Origin of the sequence: Embleya australiensis, assembly GCF_051903075.1 — a bacterium.
Classification (GTDB): domain Bacteria; phylum Actinomycetota; class Actinomycetes; order Streptomycetales; family Streptomycetaceae; genus Embleya.
The window spans coordinates 6,925,975-6,951,293 of sequence record NZ_CP182422.1 but is presented as its reverse complement, the minus strand read 5'-3'; the positions used below and the strand labels follow the sequence as shown (position 1 = coordinate 6,951,293).

Sequence of the window (25,319 nt, the reverse complement as noted above, 5' to 3'; positions counted from 1 at the left end):
CTTGCCGACACGGTCGTATGCGTGGATGGGCCGGGTCACTCGAAGCCCTGGTCGACGAGCGAGAACAACTCGTCGTCGGTGGCCGACTGCACGTCCGAGACGTCGTCGTCGGCGGCGCTCTCGTCCGGCGCGGTACAGTCGGCCAGCAGCCGACGCAGCCGCTCGGCCAGCCGGTCGCGGGCCTCCGGCTCGTCGAGCACCGCGTGCAACTCGCCCTCGAATCGGTCCAGGTCGGCCAGCAGCGCACCGATCGGGGATGCCTCCTCGACCAGCCGGCCGCTCAGGTGGCGGGCCAGGCTTCGCGGCGTGGGGAAGTCGAAGACGAGGGTGGAGCGCAGGCCGACCCCGGTGCCCCTGATCAGCCGGTTGCGCAGCTCCACCGCGGTGAGCGAGTCGAACCCGACCTCCTTGAAGGCCCGTTCGGGTCCGATGTCGCCGATGCCGGCATGCCCGAGCACCGCCGCGGCCTGGGCCCGTACCAGGCCGACCAGTTCGCGCTCGCGCTCCTCCTCGGACAGCGCCGCCAGGCGCCGGACCAAGGCCTCGCCGTCCGCCTCGGTCGACGCCTCGGCGGGGGTGGTCGCGCCACGGCCGTTCCCGGAGGGCAACAACGGTGACGTCGACCCGGGCCCGGTGAGGTCCGTCGACGCCGAAACCAACACGGCGTCCTCCCGGCGTATCGCCTCGTCGAACAGGTCGGGCAGCCCCGGCAGCGGATCCGTCCCGCACGCAAGCGACACCCCGGGCAGCCCACACGCCCGCCGATGTGCGGCCAGCGCATCGTGGAAGGCATCCACCCCGGCCGTGGCCGCATGCGCCGACGAACCGAGCAGGCTCGCCGCCGACGAGAACAGCACGAAGAACGCCAGGTCCACGTCGGCGGTCAGCTCGTGCAACGCCCAGGCGACACCCGACTCGCCCGACCCGTCCACCACGCCCGCCGGCCGGTGTTCGGCCACGAGCGCGGCAAGCAGGCCCGGATCGTGCCCGTCCCAGGCCGCCGACACGACCTCGGCACCGGCCTCACCCAGCCGGGCGGCCAGTTCGGCCGGCCCCGCCCCCGAGGGATCCACGGACAACAACACGAACCGACCCACCCCGTACGCCCCGGCCAGATGCTCGGCCACCCCCGCACCGACCGCCCGGTCCGCACCGGCGATCAACACCGTGCCGATCCCCAGCGCCGGCCGTGCTCCGCCGGAGGCCGGAATCCGCTCCAGCCTCGGTACCGACACCCGACCACCGCGCACCGCGAACTGCGGCTCACCACCGGCCGACGCCACCGCGGCCAAAGCCGCCGCCGAGACGGGATCGTCGTCCAGGTCGACCAGCACGATCCGCCCCGGATGCCCGGCCTGCACCGCCCGGACCACTCCCCAGACCGACGCCGACGCCGGATCACGGAGCCCCTCGTCCCCATCCACGACCACCGCCGTGCGGGTCACCACGACCACCCGGGCCGCCGCGAACCGTTCGTTGCCGAGGAACGCGTCCAGCCGCCCGACCAGTTCCGCCGTCACCTCCCGCATACACCGCTCGGAGAACGGCGCGCCGGGCTCCGGATCGCCGACGGGGAGCAGTACCAGATCTGGCAACGGCCGATCACACAAAGCAAGTTCGGCAACACCCGGATACCGGTCCACCAACCCGCCCAGGCCGGGCAGATCCCACCCGCCGACCACCGCGACACGCGGCGCCGCCACCGACACGGGAACCACCGACGCCCGCCACGCGAGCCGGTACAGCGCGTCCCGCCCGCCGCCGGCCCGCCGGAGCTGCTCGGCCGAGATCGCCCGCACCGTCAACGCCTCGATCGCGGCGACCGCCCGCCCGGTCTCGTCCGTGATCCGCAGCGACACCGCACCCTCGCCCGCCGGCACGCACGACACCCGCAGCCGGGTCGCACCGGCCGCGAAGAGCCGCACCCCGTGCCAGGAGAAGGCCACCCGGATGTCGTCCCCGTCGGCCGGCCCCGGATCCACCCGCAGGGTCTGCACGCCCGCGTCGAGCAGCGCCGGATGCACCCCGAAGCGGTGCGCGTCGCGCTCCTCCTCGGCCGGCAGCGCCACGTCGGCGAACAGTTCGTCCCCGCGCCGCCAGGCGGCCCGCATCCCACGAAACGCCGGCCCGTAGTCGACCCCGGACTCCACCAGCCGCGCATAGAAGTCCGCCACCTCGATCGGCTTCGCCCCGACCGGCGGCCACGCCTCCGCAGCCGCGTCGAGAGCGGCGCCCGCACCGGCGTCGGCAACGAGGACACCGACGGCGTGTCGGGTCCACGGCTGCTCGCCGGGCGCGTCCTCCGGCCGGGAGTACACCGCGACCGCCCGGGCCCCGGCGGCGTCCGGCCCGTCGACGGCGACCTGTACATGCACACCGCCGTGTTCCGGCAACACCAGCGGGGTGTGCAGGGTCAGTTCGTCCACCACCGGACACTCCGCCTCGGCCCCGGCCCACAGCGCCAGGTCCACGAACACCGTGCCCGGCACGATCGTCGAGCCGAGCACCACATGATCCGCGAGCCACGGGTGGGTCTCCGTCGACAACCGCCCGGTGAACAACAACCCCGCGCCCTGCGCCGGCCGTACCGCCGCACCCAGCAAGGGATGTCCGACGGCGGCCAGTCCCAACCCGCCCGGATCCCCCGATCGCGCCCCCTCGTCCAACCAATAGCGTCGCCGCTGGAAAGCGTAGGTCGGCAACTCCACCCGCGCGCCGACGATCAGCCCGGCCCAGTCCACCGGCAGACCACGCACGAACCCCGCCGAGAGCGCGGCGACCAGCCGATCGGGACCACCCTCGCCCCGCCGCAACGTCTCCAAAACCGCGCCATCCACACCGAGCGCTTCAAGGGTGTCCCCCAGCGGCACCACCAGTCCCGGATGCGGACTGCACTCGACGAACACGGTGCGCCCATCCACGACCGCCGCTCCGACGGCCCGCTCCAGCTCGACCGTGCGCCGCAGATTCTCGAACCAGTACGACCCGCCCAGATCGGCGGGATCGGCGATCGGCGCACCGGTCAGAGTCGAGTACATCGGCACGCGGCCCGCCTGCGGCGTCACATCCGCCAACAGCCGCTCCATCTCGTCCCGCACGGCCTCCATCCGCGCCGAATGCGACGCATAATCCACCGGAATCCACCGAGCCCGGACCCCATCGCGCTCGCACGCGTCAACCACCACCGCCAGCGCTTCGACATCACCCGAAAGCACCACACTCGTCGGCCCGTTCACCGCCGCCAACGACAACCCATCAGCTCCGGCAACCAACTCCCGAGCCCGATCGGCGGACACCCCAACCGACACCATCCCGCCACCGGAAGACGCAACCCCCAGCAGAGCCCGACTCCGCAGCACAACCACCCGCACCGCATCCACCAACGACAGATAACCCGCCACATGCGCAGCCGCGATCTCCCCCTGCGAATGCCCGATCACCGCACCCGGCCGCACCCCACACGACTCCCACCACCGCGCAAGCCCCACCATCACCGCAAACAGCACCGGCTGAACCACATCGACCCGCTCCAACTCACCGGCAGACCCGCCCCGCAACACATCCAACAGCGACCAATCCGCCACCAACGGATCCATCACCGCCGCACACTCCGCCACCGCACCCGCGAACACCGGCGAGCACTCCAACAACCCGGCCGCCATCCCCACCCACTGCGACCCCTGCCCCGGAAACACGAACACCGGGTCCGAGCCGGTCACCAGCGAACCGGGGTCTCCCACCCCACCCCGCACCAACTCGTCCAGCCCAGCGACAAGTTCGCCGGACTCCCGCCCGGGCACCACCGCCCGCACGTCGAACACCGCCCGCCCGTCCACCAACGACCGGGCAATATCCGCCGGTTCGGCGTCCGGATGTTCGCTCACCCAATCGCGCAACCGCGCCGCCTGCGCCCGCAACCCGGCCTCGGTGCGCGCCGACACCACCCAGGGCAGCACGCCGCCGACTCCCGGGACGTCCTGCGCGGCGGGCGCAGGCTCGGGGCCGTCCGCCGGCGCCTCCTCCAAGACCACGTGCACGTTTGTCCCGCTGATCCCGAAGGACGACACACCCGCCCGGCGCACCCGCTCACCCGCCGGCCACGCCACCTCGCCCGCCAACACCTCGACCCGACCCGCCGACCAATCCACATGCGGCGTCGGCTCGTCCACATGCAACGTCCTCGGCAACACCCCATGCCGCAGCGCCAACACCATCTTGATCACCCCGGCCACACCCGCAGCCGCCTGGGTGTGCCCGATATTCGACTTCACCGACCCCAACCACAGCGGCCGATCTCCCGGGCGATCCTGCCCATAGGTGGCCAACAACGCCTGCGCCTCGATCGGATCACCCAGCGTCGTCCCGGTCCCGTGCGCCTCCACCGCATCCACATCCGCCGCAGACAACCCGGCCGCGCCCAACGCCTGCCGAATCACCCGCTGCTGCGACGGCCCGTTCGGCGCGGTCAAGCCATTCGACGCGCCGTCCTGGTTCACCGCCGACCCACGCACCACCGCCAGAACCGGATGCCCGTTGCGCCGCGCATCCGACAACCGCTCCACCAACACCAGCCCGATGCCCTCGGCCGCGCCCATCCCGTCCGCCGCCGCCGCGAACGCCTTGCAGCGGCCGTCCGGCGACAGACCCCGCTGCCGGGAGAACTCCACGAAGAACTCGGTGGTGGCCATTGCCGTCACGCCACCGGCCAGGGCCAGTTCGCATTCGCCCGACCGCACCGCGTTCACCGCCAGGTGCAGCGCGACCAGGGACGACGAGCACGCGGTGTCGATACTGACCGCCGGGCCCTCCAGGCCCAGGACGTACGAGACCCGGCCGGACGCGATGCTCGCCGAACTGCCGTAGCCCAGATAGCCCTCGACCTCGTCCGGCACCTGGTTCACCCGGGCGCCGTAGTCGTTGTCGATCACCCCGGCGAAGACCCCGGTCCGGCTGCCGCGCAGCGAGGTCGGATCGATGCCCGCCCGCTCGAACGTCTCCCACGCCGTCTCCAGGAGCAACCGCTGCTGCGGATCCATCGCCAACGCCTCACGCGGCGAGATCCCGAAGAACTCCGCGTCGAACTCGCCGATCCCATAGAGGAATCCGCCCGACTCCACGTAGCTCTTCCCGGGCCGCTCGGGATCGGGGTCGAACAGCCCGGCCAGGTCCCATCCCCGGTCCGTCGGGAACGGTCCGATCGCATCCCCGCCCGAAGCCAGCAGATTCCACAGGTCCTCCGGCGAGGCCACCCCGCCCGGGAACCGGCAGCCCATGCCGACGATCACGATCGCATCGTCGGCGTCCTCGTGCCGCCCACCGACCGGCACCGGAACCGGCACGGCCTGTACCGAACGACCGACCAACTCGCCGACCAGGAACGCCGCCAACCCCGCCGGGGTCGGGTAGTCGAAGACCAGCGTGGACGGCAACCGCAGCCCGGTCGCGGTGTTCAACCGGTTGCGCAGTTCCACCCCGGTCAGCGAGTCGAACCCCAGCTCCTTGAACGCTCGCCCGGCCGGCACCGCCCCGGCCGACTCGTGTCCCAGCGTGTTCGCGGCCTCGGTCCGCACCACGTCCAGGACCGCCTGCTCCCGCTCGGCCGGGGACATCCCCGCCAGCCGCCGAGTCAGCGCCGACCCGCCCACACCCGCCGCCGCCCGCCGCGTAGCGGTCCCGAGCAACTCCCGGAACAGCGCGGGCCGAGCACCGGCATCCGCCCGCATCGCCGGAAGGTCCAGGTGTGCCGGCACCAGGGCCGCCTCGGGCCGGCCCAGCGCGATGTCGAACAACCGCAGTGCCTCGGCCGCCGGCATCGCCACCGCACCGGTTCGGGCCCAGCGGGCCACATCGGCCTCGCTCAGCCGCCCGCCCATCCCCTGCGCACCCGCCCACAGGCCCCAGGCCAGCGAGATCCCGGACAGGCCGAGGTCGCGGCGCTGCCGGGCCAGGCCGTCCAGGAAGGCGTTGGCCGCCGCGTAGTTGCCCTGCCCCGGACCACCGAAGGTGGTGGCCCCGGAGGAGAACAGGACGAACGCGGCCGGGTTCGCGTCCCGGGTCAACTCGTGCAGGTGGAACGCGGCGTCCGCCTTGGGGCGCAGCGCATGGTCCAGGTGCACATCGGTCAGGTTCGTGATGGTGGCGTCGTCCACCACGCCGGCGGTGTGGATCACCCCGGTCAGCGCATGCTCGGCCGGGATACGCGCCAACTCGGCGGCCAGCGCGGCACGATCGGCCAGATCGCAGGCGGCGAGGGTGACCTCCGCCCCCTGTGCGGTCAGGTCCTCCACCAGTTCGGCCGCACCGGGTGCGGCCGCGCCCCGGCGGGACAGCAGCAGCAGTCGACGCACGCCGTGCGCGGCCACCAGATGCCGGGCCACCAGGGCACCCAGACCGCCGGTGGCACCGGTCACCAACACTGTGCCGTCGGGCGCGAAGGCGAACGGCTCGCCGGCTCCGGCGCTCACCCTGGCCAGCCGAGGAGCCCGGAATCGGCCCGCACGAAGGGCAAGTTGCGGCTCGGCCGAGGCAAGCACCGCCGGCCAGGCCTCAATCGACGCCGCGTCCTCGTCGAGGTCGACCAGCGAGCATCGGTCGGGGTGTTCGGACTGGGCCGAGCGCAACAGCCCCCACACCGCCGCGCCGGCCAGGTCCGCCACCCGCTCCTCGGAGTCGGCATCCACGTCGGCGGCGACGGCCCCGGAGGTCACCACGACCAGGCGCGTCGCCGCGAAGCGGGAGTCGGCCAGCCAGTCCCGCGTCCGCGCCAACACGTCCGCAAGCACCCGCCGAGTGCGCTCGACCGATCCTTTCGAATCGTCGGGCCCGCCCACGCCCACCACCACGACATCGGGCGGTCCCGCCGCCACATCCCCGGCCGCCTCGACCACACTGCGGTACACCGGCGCATCCGGATACGCCGCCACCAGCCGGGCAAGCGGCCCGGAGTCCACCGCGCCCACCACCGCCCAGCGAACCGCCGCGCCCGGCTCGTCGCCCGACACCGACCGCCACTCCACCCGGAACATCGAGTCGCGCGGCGGCGCCCCCGCCGGACGCAGCCGCTCGGCCGAGACCGGCCGCACCGTCAGCGCCCGGACCGACCCGACCGGCTCACCGTCCACATCGCTCAACCACAACGACACCGCATCCGAGCCCACCGGTGCCAGCCGCACCCGCAACCGCCCGGCCCCGCCGGCAACCAGCCGGACTCCGCGCCAGGAGAAGGCGATCCGCGCCTCGCCCGGCGCGGCCTCCACCGCCGGCTCCACCCCCAGCGCATGCACGGCCGCATCCAACAGCGCGGGATGCACCTCGTAGCGTTCGGCGTCCTGCCGTGCGTCGTCGGTGAGTTCGATCTCGGCGAACGACTCGCCGCCGCGCCGCCACAGGGCGCGCAGCCCCTGGAAGGCGGGACCGTACTCGAATCCGGCCGAGGCCAGTCGCTCGTAGACCCCGTCCAGATCGACCGGCGTGCTGCCCGCGGGCGGCCAGATCGCCGCCTCCGCAGCCACGTCCGCCGGGTCGAGGTCGGTCGCGGTCAGGGTCCCGGAGGCGTGCCGGGTCCACGGCTCGTCGCCGGCCGCATCCTCCGGTTGGGAGTGGATCTCCACCGACCCGACCCCGGCGGCGTCGGGTGCGCCGACCCGGACCTGGATCCGTACACCGCCCGCGTCGGGCAGGATCAGCGGCGCGTGCAGGGTCAGTTCCTCGACCGTCGCCCGGCCGACCGTCGCCCCCGCACGCAGCGCCAGGTCGACGAACACCGTGCCGGGCGCGATCACCGTCCCGAGCACCACATGCTCCGTGAGCCACCCGTGCGAGGCCGCGGACAGCCGCCCGGTAAAGACCGTCCCGGCCCCGTCGGCCAGATCGACCCCGGCGCCCAGCACCGGATGTTCGACCGTGAACTGCCCCCACCCGACCCCGCCGGCCCGCTCCGCAGGCTCCACCCAGTACCGCCGCCGCTGGAAGGCATAGGTCGGCAGCTCGACCCGCCGCCCCGGCACCATCCCGGACCCGGCCCAGTCCACGGCCAGACCGCTCCGGAACGCCGCCGAAAGCGCGCCGACCAGCCGATCGGGCCCACCCTCGCCCCGCCGCAGCGTCTCCAGAACGGCGCCGTCCACCCCGGCCTGCTCCAGGGTGTCCCCCAGCGGCACCACCAGCCCCGGGTGCGGACTGCACTCGACGAAGACCGTATGCCCGTCGACAACCGCCGCTCCGACGGCCCGCTCCAGCTCGACCGTGCGTCGCAGATTCTCGAACCAGTACGACCCGCCCAGATCGGCGGGATCGGCGATCGGCGCACCGGTCAGAGTCGAGTACATCGGCACGCGGCCCGCCTGCGGCGTCACATCCGCCAACAGCCGCTCCACCTCGCCCCGCACGGCCTCCATCCGCGCCGAATGCGACGCATAATCCACCGGAATCCACCGAGCCCGGACCCCATCGCGCTCGCACGCGTCAACCACCACCGCCAGCGCTTCGACATCACCCGAAAGCACCACACTCGTCGGCCCGTTCACCGCCGCCAACGACAGCCGGTCGTCGTCCCGGGCAACCAACTCCCGAGCCCGATCGGCGGACACCCCAACCGACACCATCCCGCCACCGGAAGACGCAACCCCCAGCAGAGCCCGACTCCGCAGCACAACCACCCGCACCGCATCCACCAACGACAGATAACCCGCCACATGCGCAGCCGCGATCTCCCCCTGCGAATGCCCGATCACCGCACCCGGCCGCACCCCACACGACTCCCACCACCGCGCAAGCCCCACCATCACCGCAAACAGCACCGGCTGAACCACATCAACCCGCTCGGCCAACGCCTCACCACCCGCACCACGCAACACATCCAGCAACGACCAATCCGCCACCAACGGATCCATCACCGCCGCACACTCCGCCACCGCACCCGCGAACACCGGCGAGCACTCCAACAACCCGGCCGCCATCCCCACCCACTGCGACCCCTGCCCCGGAAACACGAACACCGGACCGGCGGCCGAGACCGAGCCGACGATCGACGCCCCGTCACCCGGCCCGTTGTCGGCCAATTCCGCCACAGTCATGCGCAGTTCCGTGAGATCGCGCCCAAGCACCACCGCCCGGTGATCGAGCGCCGCCCGCCCGGTCGCCAACGACCGCCCCACATCGAGCGGATCGGCGTCGGGATGTACGGCCAGCCAGTCCCGCAACCGCGCGGCCTGTGCCCGCAACGCGGATTCGGACCGGGCCGACAGCACCCAGGGCACCCGACCGCCCCACACCGGAGTCCCGGCCGCCGGCGGCGGCGGCACCGCAGGCACCGAATCCGCCGGACTCTCCTCCGCCTGCTCCAAGATCACATGCGCGTTCGTCCCGCTGATCCCGAACGACGACACACCCGCCCGACGCACCCGCCCAGCCTCCGGCCACGCACGCGCGCTCGTGAGCAGTTCGACCCCACCCGCCGACCAGTCCACATGCGGCGTCGGCTCGTCCACGTGCAGCGTGCGCGGCAACACCCCATGCCGCAGCGCCGAAACCATCTTGATCACCCCGGCCACACCCGCCGCCGCCTGGGTGTGCCCGATATTGGACTTCACCGACCCCAACCACAGCGGCCGATCCGGCGCGCGATCCCGCCCGTAGGTCGCAAGCAACGCCTGTGCCTCGATCGGATCGCCCAACGTCGTGCCCGTCCCGTGCGCCTCCACCGCATCCACATCGGCCGCGGACAGTCCGGCGTCGGCCAGGGCCGCCCGGATCACCCGTTGCTGCGACGGCCCGTTCGGCGCGGTCAACCCGTTCGACGCGCCGTCCTGGTTCACCGCCGACCCGCGCACCACCGCCAGTACCGGATGCCCGTTGCGCCGCGCATCCGACAACCGCTCGACCAGGAGCAGGCCCACGCCCTCGGCCGCGCCCATCCCGTCCGCCGTGGCCGCGAACGCCTTGCAGCGGCCGTCCACGGACAGTCCGCGCTGCCGGGAGAACTCCAGGAAGAATTCCGGCGTGGACATCGCGGTCACCCCGCCGGCGAGCGCCATGTCGCATTCCCCCGACCGCAGCGCGTTCGCCGCCAGGTGCAGCGCGACCAGCGACGACGAGCACGCCGTGTCGACGGTCACCGCCGGCCCCTCCAGGCCGAACGTGTAGGCCACCCGGCCCGAGGCGACACTCGCCGCATTCCCGGTCAGCAGGTGGCCCTCCAGCCCGGCCTGCGTACGGGCGCCCCCGGTCGCGTAGTCGTGGCCGGCCATGCCGGCGAAGACGCCGGTCCGGCTGCCCCGGAGCGAGGTGGGATCGATGCCCGCCTGCTCGAAGGTCTCCCACGCGGTTTCCAGCAGCAGCCGCTGCTGCGGGTCCATCGCCAGCGCCTCGCGCGGTGACACACCGAAGAACTCGGCGTCGAACTCGGCGGCCCCGGCCAGGAATCCGCCGGTACGGACGTAGCTCTTGCCGACCCGCTCCGGATCGGGATCGAACAGCGCGTCGACATCCCAGCCGCGGTCGGTCGGGAACGGCCCGATCGCATGGCCGCCCCCGGCCACCAGGTCCCACAGGGCCGCCGCCGAGTCCACCCCGCCCGGGAACCGGCAGCCCATCCCGACGATCACCACCGGATCGGCTGCGACCATCGCACCCCCGGCGGCCGGCCCGGTCGGCGCCGACTCCACCGCGCCGACCGACTCGGCGACCAGGAAACCGGCCAAGCCGAGCGGGGTCGGATAGTCGAAGACCAGCGTGGACGGCAACCGCAATCCGGTGGCACCGCTCAGCCGGTTGCGCAGTTCCACACCCGTCAGCGAGTCGAACCCGAGGTCGCGGAACGTGACTTCGGGCCGCACCCCGTCGGTCGACTCGTGCCCCAGGACCACCGCCGCCTCGGCCCGGACCAGCCGCAATGCCACGTCCACCCGCTCGGCGGGCGCGGCCGAGGCGAGCCGGCGGGCCCACGGCGCCTCCGGCAGCGCGCCGTTCCGGCGGGCCGGGGTGCCGACCAGGCCGCGCAGCAGCGGATGTACCGGCTCGGTCGCCGCCTGGGCGCGCAATGCGGCCAGGTCCAGGCGGGCCGGGATCAGCGCCGCCTCGTCGGCCTGCCAGGCGGCGTCGAACAGCGCGAGCCCCTGGGCGGTCGAGATCGGCACCAGTCCGCCGCGCGCCAGGCGCTTCAAGTCGCCAATGCCCAACTGCTCGGTCATTCCGCTGCGGTCCGCCCACAGGCCCCAGGCCAGGGCGGTCGCGGGCAACCCCCGATCCCGGCGCCGACCCGCGAAGCCGTCCAGGAACGCGTTCCCCGCCGCATAGCCGCCCTGCCCGGCCACGCCGAGTACGCCGGCCACCGACGAGAACAGCACGAACGCGGCCAGGTCCGCGTCCCGGGTGAGTTCGTCCAGTACGAGGGCGGCGTCCACCTTGGGCCGCAACACGTGGTCGACCCGCTCCGGGGTCAGCGCCTCGATCGGCGCGTCGTCGAGCGTCCCGGCGGCGTGCACCACGGCGGTCAACGGGTGTTCGGCCCCAATCGCGGCCAACACCCCGGCCATCGCCGCACGATCCGCCGCATCGCAGGCCACGATCGTGGTGTCGGCACCCGACTCGGCCAATTCCGCGACCAGTTCGGCGGCGCCGGGAGCAGCGGGACCGGCTCGGCCGGTCAGTACCAGCCGGCGCACACCCCACCGCGTGACCAAGTGTCGGGCCAGACTGCGACCCAGCGTGCCCGTGCCGCCGGTGATCAGGACCGTACCCTCGGCCGCGAGCGGCTGCGGCACGGTCAGCACCACCTTGCCCACATGCCGGGCCTGGCCCAAGAAGCGCAGCGCCTCGCGGGCCCGGCGGATGTCCCAGGTCCGAATCGGCAGCGGTCGCAGCACACCACGCTCGAAGAGGTCGACCAGTTCGGCGAACATCTCGGCGATACGATCCGGCCCCGCCTCGATCAGGTCGAAGGCCCGATAGCGCACCCCGGCCGGCAGGCCCTCGGTCCGGATGTCCGTCTTGCCCATCTCCACGAACCGGCCGCCCTGGGCCAGGAGTCGCAACGACGCGTCGGTGAACTCGCCCGCGAGCGAGTTCAACACCACGTCGATCCCGCGCCCGTCCGTGGCCCGCGCGAAGCGCTGCTCGAAGGACAGGTCCCGGGACGAGGCGATCCGTTCGTCCGGAACACCCAGCCCGCGCACGGTGGCCCACTTCGCCGCACTCGCGGTCGCGTACACCTCGGCGCCCCGATGCCGGGCCAGCTGGGTGGCGGCCATGCCGACCCCACCCGTGGCCGCGTGCACCAGCACCGATTCACCCGACCGCAGCCCGGCCAGGTCGTGCAGCCCGTAGAGCGCGGTGAGGAAGACCACCGGCACCGACGCGGCCTGAGCAAACGACCAACCCGCCGGCACCCGGGCCAACAACCGACGATCGGCCACCGCAAGCGGCCCGAACGCCCCCTCGAACAAGCCCATCACCCGGTCGCCGACGGCCGGATCCGACACACCCGGACCGACCTCCACGACCACCCCGGCCGCCTCGGCTCCGATCACCGCCCGCCCCGGATACATCCCGAGCGTGATCAGCACATCGCGGAAGTTCACCCCGGCCGCCCGCACCGCCACCCGCACCTGCCCGGCCGCCAACGGCGCCGAGGCGGCCGGATGAGCCGTCACCACCAGATCGTCCGGCGTCCCGGCCGTCCCGGACTCGATCCGCCACGGCTGATTCGACCCCGGCGCCGGCGGCACCAGCGCCGTGTCGTGCACCGCCCGCACCAGGCGCGGCACCAACACCACACCTTCGCGAATCGCCACCTGCGGCAGCCCGCACGCCACCGCCGCACGCAGTGCCGCACCCGAATCGGCGTCGTCCCCATCGACCAGGACGAAGCGCCCCGGATGCTCGGTCTGCGCGACCCGCACGAGACCCCAAATCGCCGCATGTGCCGGAGAACCGACCCGGTCCTGTGCATCCGTGGCAACCGCACCGCGGGTACGAACCACCAGCCGCGCCCCGGCAAACCGCTCGTCCCCCACCCACGCCCGAACCGCGGCCAGCACGGCGTGCACCGCGCCGGCCACCTCGTCGGGTGCTTCGCCGACCACGGGCGGACAGTCGAACAGCCCCACCTCGGGCGCCTCTTCGCTGCCCACGAAGGTCACCACCCGAATCCCGCCCGCCACAAGCTCCGCCGTCGCGTCGGACTCCGCCACCGAACCGGGGAGTTCGCCGTCGACGTGCCCCACCACCGGCACGTCCGCGATCTCCCAGACCATCCGGTACAGCCACTCGCGGCCCGCGGCCTCGGCCGCCACCAACTGCTCGGCGGCCACCGGCCGCAGCGTCAGCGACGCGACCGACGCCACCGGAACACCACGCTCGTCGGCCACGTCGACCGCCAACGTCTCCCGCCCGGTACGCCGCAACACCACCCGGAGCACCGGCGCCCCCGGCCCATGCAGCGCGACCCCGGTCCAGGCGAACGGCAACAGCGTCGCCCCCGACTCCGCCACCGCCTCGGCCGCGGCCACATGCAGCGCGGCGTCCAGCACCGCCGGATGCAGCTCGTAGCCGTGCGCGTCCCGACCGGCCGCCTCCGGCAGCGCGACCTCGGCGAAGAAGTCGTCACCCCGCCGCCACGCGGCCCGCAGCCCCCGGAAGATCGGCCCGTATTCGTACCCGTGCTCCGCAAGCCGCTCGTACACGGCCTCCGGATCGACCACCTCCGCATCCGCCGGCGGCCAGACCGCCCACGCCTCCGCCCCGGCCGACGCGGATCCGAGCACACTCGCGGTGCCCAGCGTGCCGGTCGCATGCCGAGTCCACGGCTGCTCGTCGGGGGCCTCCTCGGGCCGCGAATGGAACTCCACCACCCGACGCCCGGCCGAATCCGCCGCACCCACCGCCACCCGAAGCCGGATGCCGACCCCGTCCGGCAGCACCAGCGGCGCATGCAGCGTGAGTTCGTCCACGACCGGGCAACCGGCCTCACCACCGACCCACGACGCCAGCTCCACGAAAGCCGTCCCCGGCACCACCACCGAGCCGAACACCGCGTGGTCCGCCAGCCACCCATGCGTCGCGGCGGACAACCGCCCGGTGTACAGGAGTTCCCCGTCCCGAACCGAACCGACCGCAGCCCCCAGCAGCGGGTGATCGGCCGCGACCAGCCCCAACCCGGTCGGATCGCCCGCGCGTTCGCCACCCGTCAACCAGTAGCGCCGCCGTTGGAAGGCGTAGGTCGGCAGCTCGACATGGCGACCCGGCAACATCCCGGCCCAGTCCACCGCGACACCAACCACGAACGCCGCCGAGAGCGCGGCGACCAGCCGATCGGGCCCACCCTCACCCCGCCGCAACGTCTCCAGGACCGCGCCGTCCACGCCGGCCGCCTCCAGGGTGTCCCCCAACGGCACCACCAGGCCCGGATGCGGACTGCACTCCAGAAACGCACCATGCCCATCCGCGACCGCCGCACCCACGGCCCGCTCAAGCTCCACCGTGCGCCGCAGATTCTCGAACCAGTACGACCCGCCCAACTCGGCGGGATCGGCAACCGCCTCCCCGGTCACGGTCGAGTACATCGGCACGCGGCCCACCTGCGGCGTCACATCCGCCAACAGCCGCTCCACCTCGCCCCGCACGGTTTCCATCCGCGCCGAATGCGACGCGTAATCCACCGGAATCCACCGAGCCCGAACCCCGTCCCGCTCGCACGCGTCGACAACCACGGCCAGCGCTTCGACATCACCCGAAAGCACCACACTCGTCGGCCCGTTCACGGCCGCCAGTGACAATCGCTCGTCCCCGGCGACCAACTCGCGAGCACGCTCCGCCGACACCCCGACCGAAACCATCCCGCCCCCGGAGGACGCGACCCCCAGCAGGGCCCGACTCCGCAACACGACCACGCGTACCGCATCCGCCAACGACAGATAGCCGGCCACATGCGCCGCGGCGATCTCCCCCTGCGAGTGCCCAACGACCGCGCCCGGCCGCACCCCGCACGACTCCCACCACCGCGCAAGCCCCACCATCACCGCAAACAGCACCGGCTGAACGACGTCCACCCGCTCCAACTCACGGGCAGACCCATCCCGCAACACATCCAACAGCGACCAATCCGCCACCAACGGATCCATCACCGCCGCACACTCGGCAACCGCGCCCGCAAACACCGGCGAGCACTCCAACAACCCGGCCGCCATCCCCACCCACTGCGACCCCTGCCCCGGAAACACGAACACCGGACCGGGCCCCGAGAACATCGGCCGACCATCGGCACTACCACCGCCGGCAGCCAACTCAGCGAGCCCAAAGGCAAGTTCATGTAGATCTCGGCCACTGACCACCGCCCGCCGATCGAAAACCGAGCGCTCCCGAACCAACGACCACCCCACGTCGACCGGATCCGCCTCCGGATGTCGCGCCGACCACTCCCGCAACCGCGCCGCCTGCGCCCGCAAACCGTCGGCGGTCCTGGCCGACAACACCCACGGCACCAGGCCCGCCACACCCACCGGCTCGTCCCGGGGCACCACCGGCTCGGCCGCCGGCGCCTGTTCGACGATCACGTGCGCATTCGTCCCGCTGATCCCGAACGACGACACGGCGGCCCGGCGCGCCCGGCCGACCTCGGGCCACGGCCGACCCTCGGCCAGCAGCTCGACCCGCCCCGTCGACCAATCCACGTGCGGCGACGGCGCATCGACGTGCAACGTCTCGGGCAGTACGCCGTGCCGCATCGCCATGATCATCTTGATCAGGCCGGCCACCCCGGCCGCGGCCTGCGTGTGCCCGATGTTGGACTTGATCGAGCCCAGCCACAACGGCCGTTCCGCCGGCCGGCCCTGCCCGTACGTGGCCAACAACGCCTGCGCCTCGATCGGGTCGCCCAGCGTCGTTCCGGTCCCGTGCGCCTCCACCGCGTCCACGTCCACCGCCGACAACCCCGCACCGGCCAACGCCGCGCGGATCACCCGCTCCTGGGACGGTCCGTTCGGCGCGGTCAGCCCGTTCGACGCGCCGTCCTGGTTGATCGCCGAACCACGCAGCAGCGCCAGCACGGGATGCCCGTTGCGCCGCGCGTCGGACAGTCGCTCCACCACCAGCAGCCCGACACCCTCACCCCAACCCGTACCGTCCGCGCCCGCCGCGAACGACCGGCACCGGCCGTCCGCCGCCAGTCCGCGCTGTCGGGAGAACTCGACGAAGACATTCGGGGTGGACATCACCGTCACCCCACCGGCGAGCGCCAGATCGCACTCCCCCGACCGCAGCGCATTGGCCGCCAGGTGCAGCGCCACCAGCGACGACGAGCAGGCGGTGTCCACGCTGACCGCCGGCCCCTCCAGGCCCAGCGCGTAGGACACCCTTCCGGTCACGACGCTGCCTACGTTTCCGGCCAGCAGCATGCCCTCGAACCCGTCGGGGGCGCGGTGCAGCCGCGAGGCGTAGTCGTTGTACATCACCCCGGCGAACACACCCGTGTTGCTCCCGCGCAGCGTCCTCGGATCCAGCCCCGCGTGCTCGAACGCCTCCCACGCGGTCTCCAGGAGCAGCCGCTGCTGCGGGTCCATCGCCGCCGCCTCGCGCGGCGAGATGCCGAAGAACTCGGCGTCGAACTCCCCCGACTCGTAGAGGAATCCACCCCGTCGGGTGTAGACCTTTCCGACCTTGTCCGGGTCGGGGTCGTACAGGTTCGCCAGGTCCCAGCCACGATCTTCGGGGAAGTCACCGACCGCGTCCGTGCCGGCCGCGACCAGTCGCCACAGGTCCTCGGGACCGGCCACACCGCCCGGATAGCGGCAGCCGATGCCGACGACGGCGATCGGCTCGTCGACCGTCACGGTCGGTCCGGCAGCGGGCGTGGTCGACTCGCTCGGGGCCGCGCCGACCACCTCGCGCGTCATCCGGGCGACCAGGGCCGTACCGCTGGGGTGATCGAAGACCACGGTCGCGGGCAGCCGCAGGCCGGTGAACGCATTGAGCCGGTTGCGCAGTTCGAGTGCGGTCAGCGAGTCGACGCCCAGTTCGCGGAAGGCGCGGTCGAGGTCGAGTCGTTCGGGTGCGTCGTGTCCGAGGACGGCGGCGAGTTGCCCGCGCACCAGGTCGGTGATCGCCCGTTCCCGCTGCTCGCCCGGGAGTTCCCGGATCCGCCGGGACCACGACGACGCGTCCGCGCGGTCCCCGGAGGCGGCGGCACGCGGCGGTGGGACACGCACGAGGCCACGCAGTACGGCGGGCAGCACACCGCTCGCGGCCAGGGCCCGCAGCGCGCTGCGGTCCAGGCGGGCCGGGATCGTGTACGGACGGTCCCGGTGCAACGCGGCGTCGAACAGGGCGAGTCCGGTGTCGGTGGGCAGCGCCGCGATCCCGCCCCGGGACATCCGGGCCCGGTCGGTGTGGTCGAGGTGGCGGGTCATCCCGCTGCCCTCGGCCCACAGTCCCCAGGCCAGCGCGTTGGCGGGCAGCCCGGCGGCGCGGCGTTGTTCGGCGAGGGCGTCCAGGAAGGTGTTGGCCGCCGTGTACGCGCCCTGGCCGGCGTTGCCCGTGATCGCGGTGATGGACGAAAACAGCACGAACGCCGCCGGGTTCGCCGCTCGGGTCAACTCGTGCAGATGCCAGGCCGCGTCCACCTTGGGGCGCAGCACCGCGTCGAGCCGATCCGGGGTCAACGACAACAGCGTCGCGTCGTCCAGCACACCGGCGGCGTGAACGACGATCGTCGGCGGGTGCTCGGCGGGGATGTCCTCGATCACCCGGCGCAGCGCGGCCCGGTCGGCGACATCGCACGCGGCCACGGTCACCCGGGCGCCGAGCGCGCCGAGTTCGGCGATCAACTCCTCGGCCCCGGCCGCCTCCGGACCCGCGCGTCCGAGCAGGAGCAGATGCCGGATGCCGTGTTCGACGACCAGCCGGCGGGCAACCAGCGCACCCAGGGTGCCGGTGCCACCGGTGATCAGCGCGGTCCCGTTCGGATCGGGTCGACGTCGAGCCACCGGCGCATCCGCCGGGTCAACCGGCTCGGCAACCACCATGCGGGGTAGATGAACCACCCCATCACGCAAGGCGAGTTGAGGTTCACCCGCAACGGCCGCGCCAAGCAGCGCGGAGCCGGAGCGCACCGCATCGTCCAGGTCGATCAGCACGAAACGATCGGGGTGTTCGGACTGCGCGGTCCGCAACAGCCCCCATACGGGGGCTGCGGGCAGCCCCGACAGCGCGTCCCCGGCCCGAGCGGCAACCGCACCGCGCGTGACCACGACCAGCCGCGCCGCACTCGACCGCTCGCCCGCAAGCCAACCCCCGACCAGGTCCAACGCCCAGCGCGCGCTGTCGTGCGCGGCACCCGGGACATCGTCGTCCGCCCCCATCGGCACAGCGGCGAACACCACGTCGGGCGTGGGTTCCCCCGTCGCGAGCAGTCGCGCATCGAGATCCGCGAGGCTCGGATACACCTCGCCGCCGCCCAGGCCGAGGTCCTCCCCGATGAACGCGCACCCGACACCCGTCGGCTCCGCCGGGGTCGTTCCGGCGATCCAGCGCAGGTCGAACATCGCCTCGGCCGGCCGGGGTTCCGCCGCGATCGGCCCGTCGGCAGGCAGTTCACGCAGGGTGAGCGCGCCGATGGACAGGACCGGCGCACCGACGCCGTCGGCAACCGTAAGCGCTGTGGCCCCGTCATCCGCCCGGTCCAGCCGAACCCGCAACGTGTCGGCCCCGGTGGCGTACAGCCGCACGTCCGCCAGCGAGAACGGAATACGCGGCGACGCACCCGCCGACCCGTCCTGCGTCGAAGACAACGAAGTCAACGAAAGCGACGAAGGAGACGAAAGCAACGGATGCAGTGCCGCATCCAAGAGCGCCGGGTGGATCCCAAACTCCGGCCCCACCACCCCCGACCCCGATTCCCGCGGTTCATCCGGCAACCGCACCTCGGCGAACAGTTCGCCACCGGCCCCGCGCCAAGCCGCACGCAGTCCCCGAAAGGCAGGCCCGTAGCCGTACCCGAGCCCGGCCAACACGGGATAGGCATCGGCAAGATCAAGCACATCGGCACCGGGCGGCGGCCACTCGGTGAGCCCACCGCCACCGCCCCCGCCGACCTCCCGCACCGACTCGACGAGCAGCCCGCCCGCATGCCGAACCCACGACTCCCGCTCCGCATCGGCACCGCCGCCACCCGCCCGCCGGGAGTGGATGGTGACCTCCCGCAGCCCGGCCTCGTCCGCCGGAGCCACGGCAACCCGCAGGTGCACATCACCGGTCTCGGGCAGGAGCAGCGGGCTCTCCAGGGTCAGTTCTTCGACCTGCGGAGCCCCCACGGACTCCCCGACCCACAGGGCCAGTTCGAGAAACGCGGTCCCCGGCAACACCACGGTGTCCGCGACCGCATGGTCCGCCAACCACGGCAGATCCCGCAGCGAGATCCGACCCGTCGCGATCACCGTGCCATCCGGCTCGACGCCGAGCGCGCCGAGCAGCGGATGGGCGATCGGCGTCAGACCCAGGGCAGCCGTACCGTCGGGAGCCGCCTCACGCGGGGTCAGCCAGTAGCGCCGGTGTTGGAACGCGTAGGTGGGCAGGGCAACCGCCCGCACCCCGGTACCGGCCGGGTCGAACAGCGCTTCCGCGTCGGGCCGGGCGCCGTGCGCGACGGCCTCCGACACCGCGACGAGAAAGCGGTCCCGGCCGCCGTGGTCGCGGCTCAGCGTGCCGATCGTGGTGCCGCCGCTGCCGCACGCGTCCAGCGTTTCCTGGGTACCGAGCGTGAGCACCGGATGCGGGCCGACCTCCACGAACAGCCGGTGACCGTCCTCGCTCAGCGCCCGAACGGCCATCTCGTACCGCACCGTTCGGCGCAGATTGTGGTACCAGTAGTCGGCGTCGAGGCCGCTCGTGTCGGCCATGCGACCGCCGGTCAGGGTGGAGTAGAAGGCTGTGGACGCGGTTCGCGGGGTCACGTCGGCCAGGTCGGTCAGGAGCCGATCGCGGATCTCCTCCATGTGTGCCGAGTGCGACGCGTAGTCGACGGGGATGCGCCGGGCCCGCAGGTCGTCCGCCGCGCATCGGTCCAGGAACGTGTCCAGGGCCTCGGTGTCTCCGCTGACCACGGTGGCGCTCGGCCCGTTGACGGCGGCCACGCCGAGCCGGCCGGCCCAGGGTTCGAGCAGCGCGGCGACCTGTTCGGCGGGCAGTGACACCGAGGCCATCCCGCCCCTGCCCGCCGCCGCGACCAGCGCCCGGCTGCGCAGTGCGACCACCTTGGCGGCGTCCGCGAGGGACAGTGCGCCCGCGACGTACGCGGCGGCGATCTCGCCCTGCGAGTGGCCGACCACGGCCTGCGGTTCGATCCCGATCGAGCGCCACAGCGCGGCCAGCGAGACCATCACCGCGAACAGCGCCGGCTGTACGACGTCGACGCGCGTCAACCCCGGCGTCCCGGGTTCGCGGAGCACCTTGAGCAGCGACCAGTCGTCGGCGTACGGGTCGAGCGCGTCGGCGCAGGCCCGCATGGAGGCGGCGAACGGCTGGCTGGTGTCCAGGAGTTCCAGCGCCATCCCGGACCACTGGGTGCCCTGCCCGGGGAAGACGAATACGGTCCCGCCGCGGGCCGCCGGAGCGCTGCCCCGGATCAGCCGGTCGGCGGGTCGATCGGCGGCGAGCGCGGTCAACCCGTGCAGCGCCTCGGCGTGGGTACGCGCCGGTATCACGGCGGTGTACTCGAACCCGGCCCGGCCGCGCAGCAGCGAATACCCGACCTCGGCCAGGGCCGGGGCGTCCGCCCCCCGAAGCAGCCCCGCGAGCTGCTCCGCCTGCCCCCGCAACGCGGCCTCGCTCCGCGCGGAAACCACCAGCGGCACGGGGTCGGCGACACCGTCTGAAGCAGACCCGCCGGCAGGGGCAGGCTCCGGTGCCTCCGCACCCCCGCCCGCCTCCTCCACGATCACATGCGCGTTCGTCCCACTGATCCCGAACGACGACACCGCCGCGCGGCGCGGTCGGTCGTACGCCGGCCAGTCCGTGGTCGTCGTCGGCAGCGTGATCGCCCCGTCCGCCCACCGCACGTGGGGCGACGGTTCGCGCAGGTGCAGCGTCCCCGGTACCGCGCCGTGCCGCAGGGCCAGCACGGTCTTGATCAACCCGGCCACACCCGCCGCGGCCTGGGTGTGGCCGATGTTGGACTTCACCGAGCCGAGCAGCAGCGGCCGATCGGCGGCCCGATCGCGCCCGTACGTGGCCAGCAGCGCCTGCGCCTCGATCGGGTCGCCCAGCGGTGTCCCGGTGCCGTGTGCCTCGACCAGGTCGACGTCTTGCGGGCCGAGTCCGGCGGCGGCCAGCGCGTCCCGGATCACCCGCTGCTGGGCGGTGCCGTTGGGCGCGCTGAGCCCGTTGCTGGCCCCGTCCTGGTTGATCGCGGAGCCGCGCAGCACGGCGAGTACGGGATGGCCGTTGCGGCGCGCGTCGGACAGGCGTTCCAGCAGGAGCACGCCGACGCCCTCGGCCCAGGCGGTGCCGTCGGCGTCCGCCGAGAAGGGCTTGCAGCGACCGTCGGGGGCCAGGCCGCGCTGCCGGGCGAATTCGACGAACATGCCGGGGCCGGCCATCACGGTGGCGCCGCCCGCCAGGGCCAGCGCACATTCCCCGCTCGCCAGCGAACGTGCGGCCAGGTGCACCGCGACCAGCGAGGACGAGCAGGCGGTGTCGACGGTGAGCGCCGGGCCCGACAGGCCGAGGGTGTACGCGATCCGCCCGGACGCGACGCTGGGCGTGGTGCCGGTCAGCAGGAATCCGGCGAGGGCGTCGGTGGATTCGTGCATGCGCGGGCCGTACTCCTGCGCGGTGGCACCGACGAACACCCCCACCCGCTCGCCGCGCAGCGCGGTCGGGTCGAGTCCGGCGCGTTCGATCGCCTCCCAGGAGGTCTCCAGGAGCAGCCGTTGCTGCGGGTCCATGGCCAGCGCCTCGCGCGGGCCGATCCCGAAGAACTCCGCGTCGAAGTCGCCCGCGTGGTCCAGGAATCCGCCGGATCGTACATAGCTGGTGCCCGGCCGGTCCGGGTCGTCGTGGTGGAGCCGGTCCAGGTCCCAGCCGCGGTCGGTGGGGAAGGCGGTGATCGCGTCCACGCCGTCCGCGACCAGCCGCCACAGGTCCTCGGGGGTGCGGACCGCACCGGGCAGCCGGCAGCCCATCGCCACGATGGCGATCGGTTCGTCGGCGCCGGCCGGCCCGGGCGTCGGCCGGGGGCCGGTCGGCGCGGGCAGGTCGAGCGCTCGGGTGCGCAGGTGGTGGGCGAGCGCGGTGGGTGTGGGGTGGTCGAAGACCGTGGTCGGGGGCAGGTCGAGGCCGGTGTCCCTGGCCAGCCGGGTGATCAGTTCGACGGTGCCTAGCGAGTCCAGGCCCGATTCGCGGTAGGTGCGGTCGGGTTCGACGGTCGTGGTGGCGCCGGGGCCCAGGACGGCGCTCGCGTGTGCCCGGATCAGGTCGAGCAGGATGCGATGTTGCTCGGCCGCGGACAGTGCGGCCAACCGCTCGGCCAACGTCGGTGCCACGGCGGGCGATTCGTCCGGCGCGGCCGTGTCGGCGGCTTCCGCCGAGGTGCCCGGCCAGTGGCGTGCGCGCCGGAAGGCGTAGGTGGGCAACGCGACCCGGCGTGCCCCGCGTCCCTCGAACACCCGCTCCCAGTCCGGGTCCACGCCGTTCGTGTACAGGCGGGCCACCGCCGTGGTCAACGCGTCCGCCTCGGGGCGGTTGCGGCGCAGCGTCGGGATCGTGGCCACGGTGTCCCGTTCGCCGTCGACCAGGCAGGTCCGGGCCGCCGCCGACAGGCTGCCGTCCGGGCCCAGTTCGAGCAGTACCGTCGCGCCTTCGGCCCGCAGCCGGCGCACCCCGTCGTGGAAGCGCACGGTGTGCCGCACGTGGCGGACCCAGTAGTCCGGGGAGCAGGCCTGTTCGGCGGTCAGCGGCAGGCCGGTCAGGTTCGACACGACGGGCAGGGCGGGCGGTCGAGCGGTCAGCCCGGCGGCCACCTCGGCGAAGGCGTCCGTCATCGCGTCCATGCGCGGTGAGTGGAAGGCGTGTGCGACCCGCAGTCGGGTTGTCTTGTGGCCCTGTGCCCGCCAGCCGGCCGCGACGTCGAGGACCGCGTCCGGGTCGCCCGAGATCACCGTGGCCAGCGGCCCGTTGACGGCCGCGATCGAGACCCGGTCGCGGACCGGTTCGAGCGAGGCGAGCACGTCGTCCTCGGCGACCCGCAGCGACACCATCGCCCCACCGTCCGGCAGTTCCTGCATCAGCCGGCCCCGGGCCGCGACCAGCGCGCACGCGTCGGGCAGGGACCAGACGCCGGCCACATGCGCGGCGCACAGCTCGCCGATCGAGTGGCCGAGCAGCAGGTCCGGGGTCACCCCCCAGTGCTCGAACAGCCGGTACAGCGCGACCTCGACGGCGAACAGCGCGGGTTGGGTGTACTCGGTGCGGTGCACGAGCGCCGCGTCCGGGCTGTCGGGCGACGCGAACAACACCTCGCGCAGCGGGCGCGGCAGGTGCGGGTCCAGGTGGGCGCAGGCGGCGTCGAAGGCCGCCGTGAAGACGGCGTGGCGGGCGTATAACTCCCGTGCCATAGCGGGGCGTTGACTGCCCTGCCCGGTGAACAGGAAGGCGGTGCGGCCGGGTTGAGCATCGGCCCGGACCAGGTGTGGATCCGCGCCGGCTCCGCCTAACGCGTCGAGCCCGGCGAGGAGTTCGGCGTGGTCGCGAGCGAGGACGACGGCGCGGGCGGCGAACACGGTCCGGGTGGTGGCGGCCGAGTAGCCGAGGTCGGCCGGCGCCACGTCGGGATGTTCGCGTACGTAACCGTGCCACCGCCCGGCCTGGGCCCGAAGCCCGTCCGCGTCGACACCGGATATCGGCACGGCAACCGCGTCCGAAGGCACCGGGCCGGCGGCGGACCCCACGACCGGATCCGCCCCACCCGACGGCCCCGCCCCGCCCGCAGGCTCCGCCTCCGCGAGCACCACATGGCAGTTGGTCCCGCCCATCCCGAACGAACTCACCCCGGCGATCAGGGGTTCGTCCGGGCAGGGCCAGTCACCCGTCGCCGTCTGCACCCGCAGGCCCAGTTCGCCCAACGGGATCCGCGGATGGGGTTCGGCGAAGTTCAGGCTTGCCGGGAGCCGCCGGTGTCGGATCGCCAACACCGTCTTGACCAGGCCGACGATGCCGGCCGCGCCCTCCAGGTGCCCGACGTTGGTCTTCACCGAACCGACGGCCAGCGGCGGCCGGTTCGCCCGCTCCGCGCCGAGCGCCGCACCGAGTGCGGCGGCCTCGATCGGGTCGCCGACGGGGGTTCCCGTGCCGTGCAGTTCGACGTATTGCACGGCGGACGCGGCGACTTCGGCCCGCCGCCGGGCGAGCCGGATCACCTCCGTCTGGGCCCGGGGGTCGGGCGCGGTCAACGCGTCGCCGCCCCCGTCGTTGTTCATCGCACTGCCCCGGATCACGGCGTGCACGACGTCGCCGTCGGCCAGTGCCCGGGACAGCGGCTTGAGCACCACCACCGCGCCGCCCTCGCCGCGCGCGTAGCCGTCGGCCCGGGCGTCGAAGGTGAAGCAGCGGCCCTGCGGGGAGAGCCCGCCGAACTTGGCCGCGTCGCCGTCGTGGTCGGGAACCAGGTCCAGGTTGACCCCGCCGACCAGGGCCAGTGTCGACTCGCCGCGGCGCAGGCTCTCGCCCGCCAGGTGTACCGCGACCAGGGACGAGGACTGGGCAGCGTCCACCGTCATGCTGGGGCCGCGCAGGCCGAGGGTGTACGAGACCCGGTTGGCGATCATGCTGCGGTGCAGGCCGGTGGCGTGCCGGGGGCCGGGCTCGACACCGGCGCGGCGCAGCAGGGTGGCGTAGTCGTCCCAGATCGCGCCGGCGAACACCCCGGTGGCGCTGCCCCGGATCCGGGTCGGCGGGATGCCCGCGTGTTCCAGGGCCTCCCAGCACAGTTCGAGCATCAGGCGCTGCTGTGGGTCGATCAGGGCGGCCTCGCCCGGGGTGATGCCGAAGAAGGCGGCGTCGAACCGGTCCACCGCGTCCAGGAATCCGCCTCTTCGCGGTCGGTCCGCAGCTGGGTGGGGGGATCCGCCGGCCGCTCGGTTCGTGTCGTCCGCCGCTCTCGCGTCCCGGCGATGGTGGGGCACTTCGGTGATCGTGTCGCGTCCGCTGTTCAGCAGGTCCCAGAACTCGTCGGGGCCGTCGGCGCCGGGGAGTCGGCAGGCCAACCCGACGATGGCCACCGCGTCTTCCGGCGCGGGGTGTGCGCGATGGGCATCGGCGTTGAACTCATTCAT

General features: G+C 73.3%; 1 protein-coding gene. It reads right to left on the bottom strand.

From position 1 onward, the window contains the following. Nucleotides 1-35: 35 nt before the first annotated feature. Nucleotides 36-25,319, bottom strand: coding sequence for an SDR family NAD(P)-dependent oxidoreductase (locus ACMXN5_RS29995; RefSeq protein ID WP_439677870.1), 25,284 nt, complete (start codon nucleotides 25,317-25,319; stop codon nucleotides 36-38).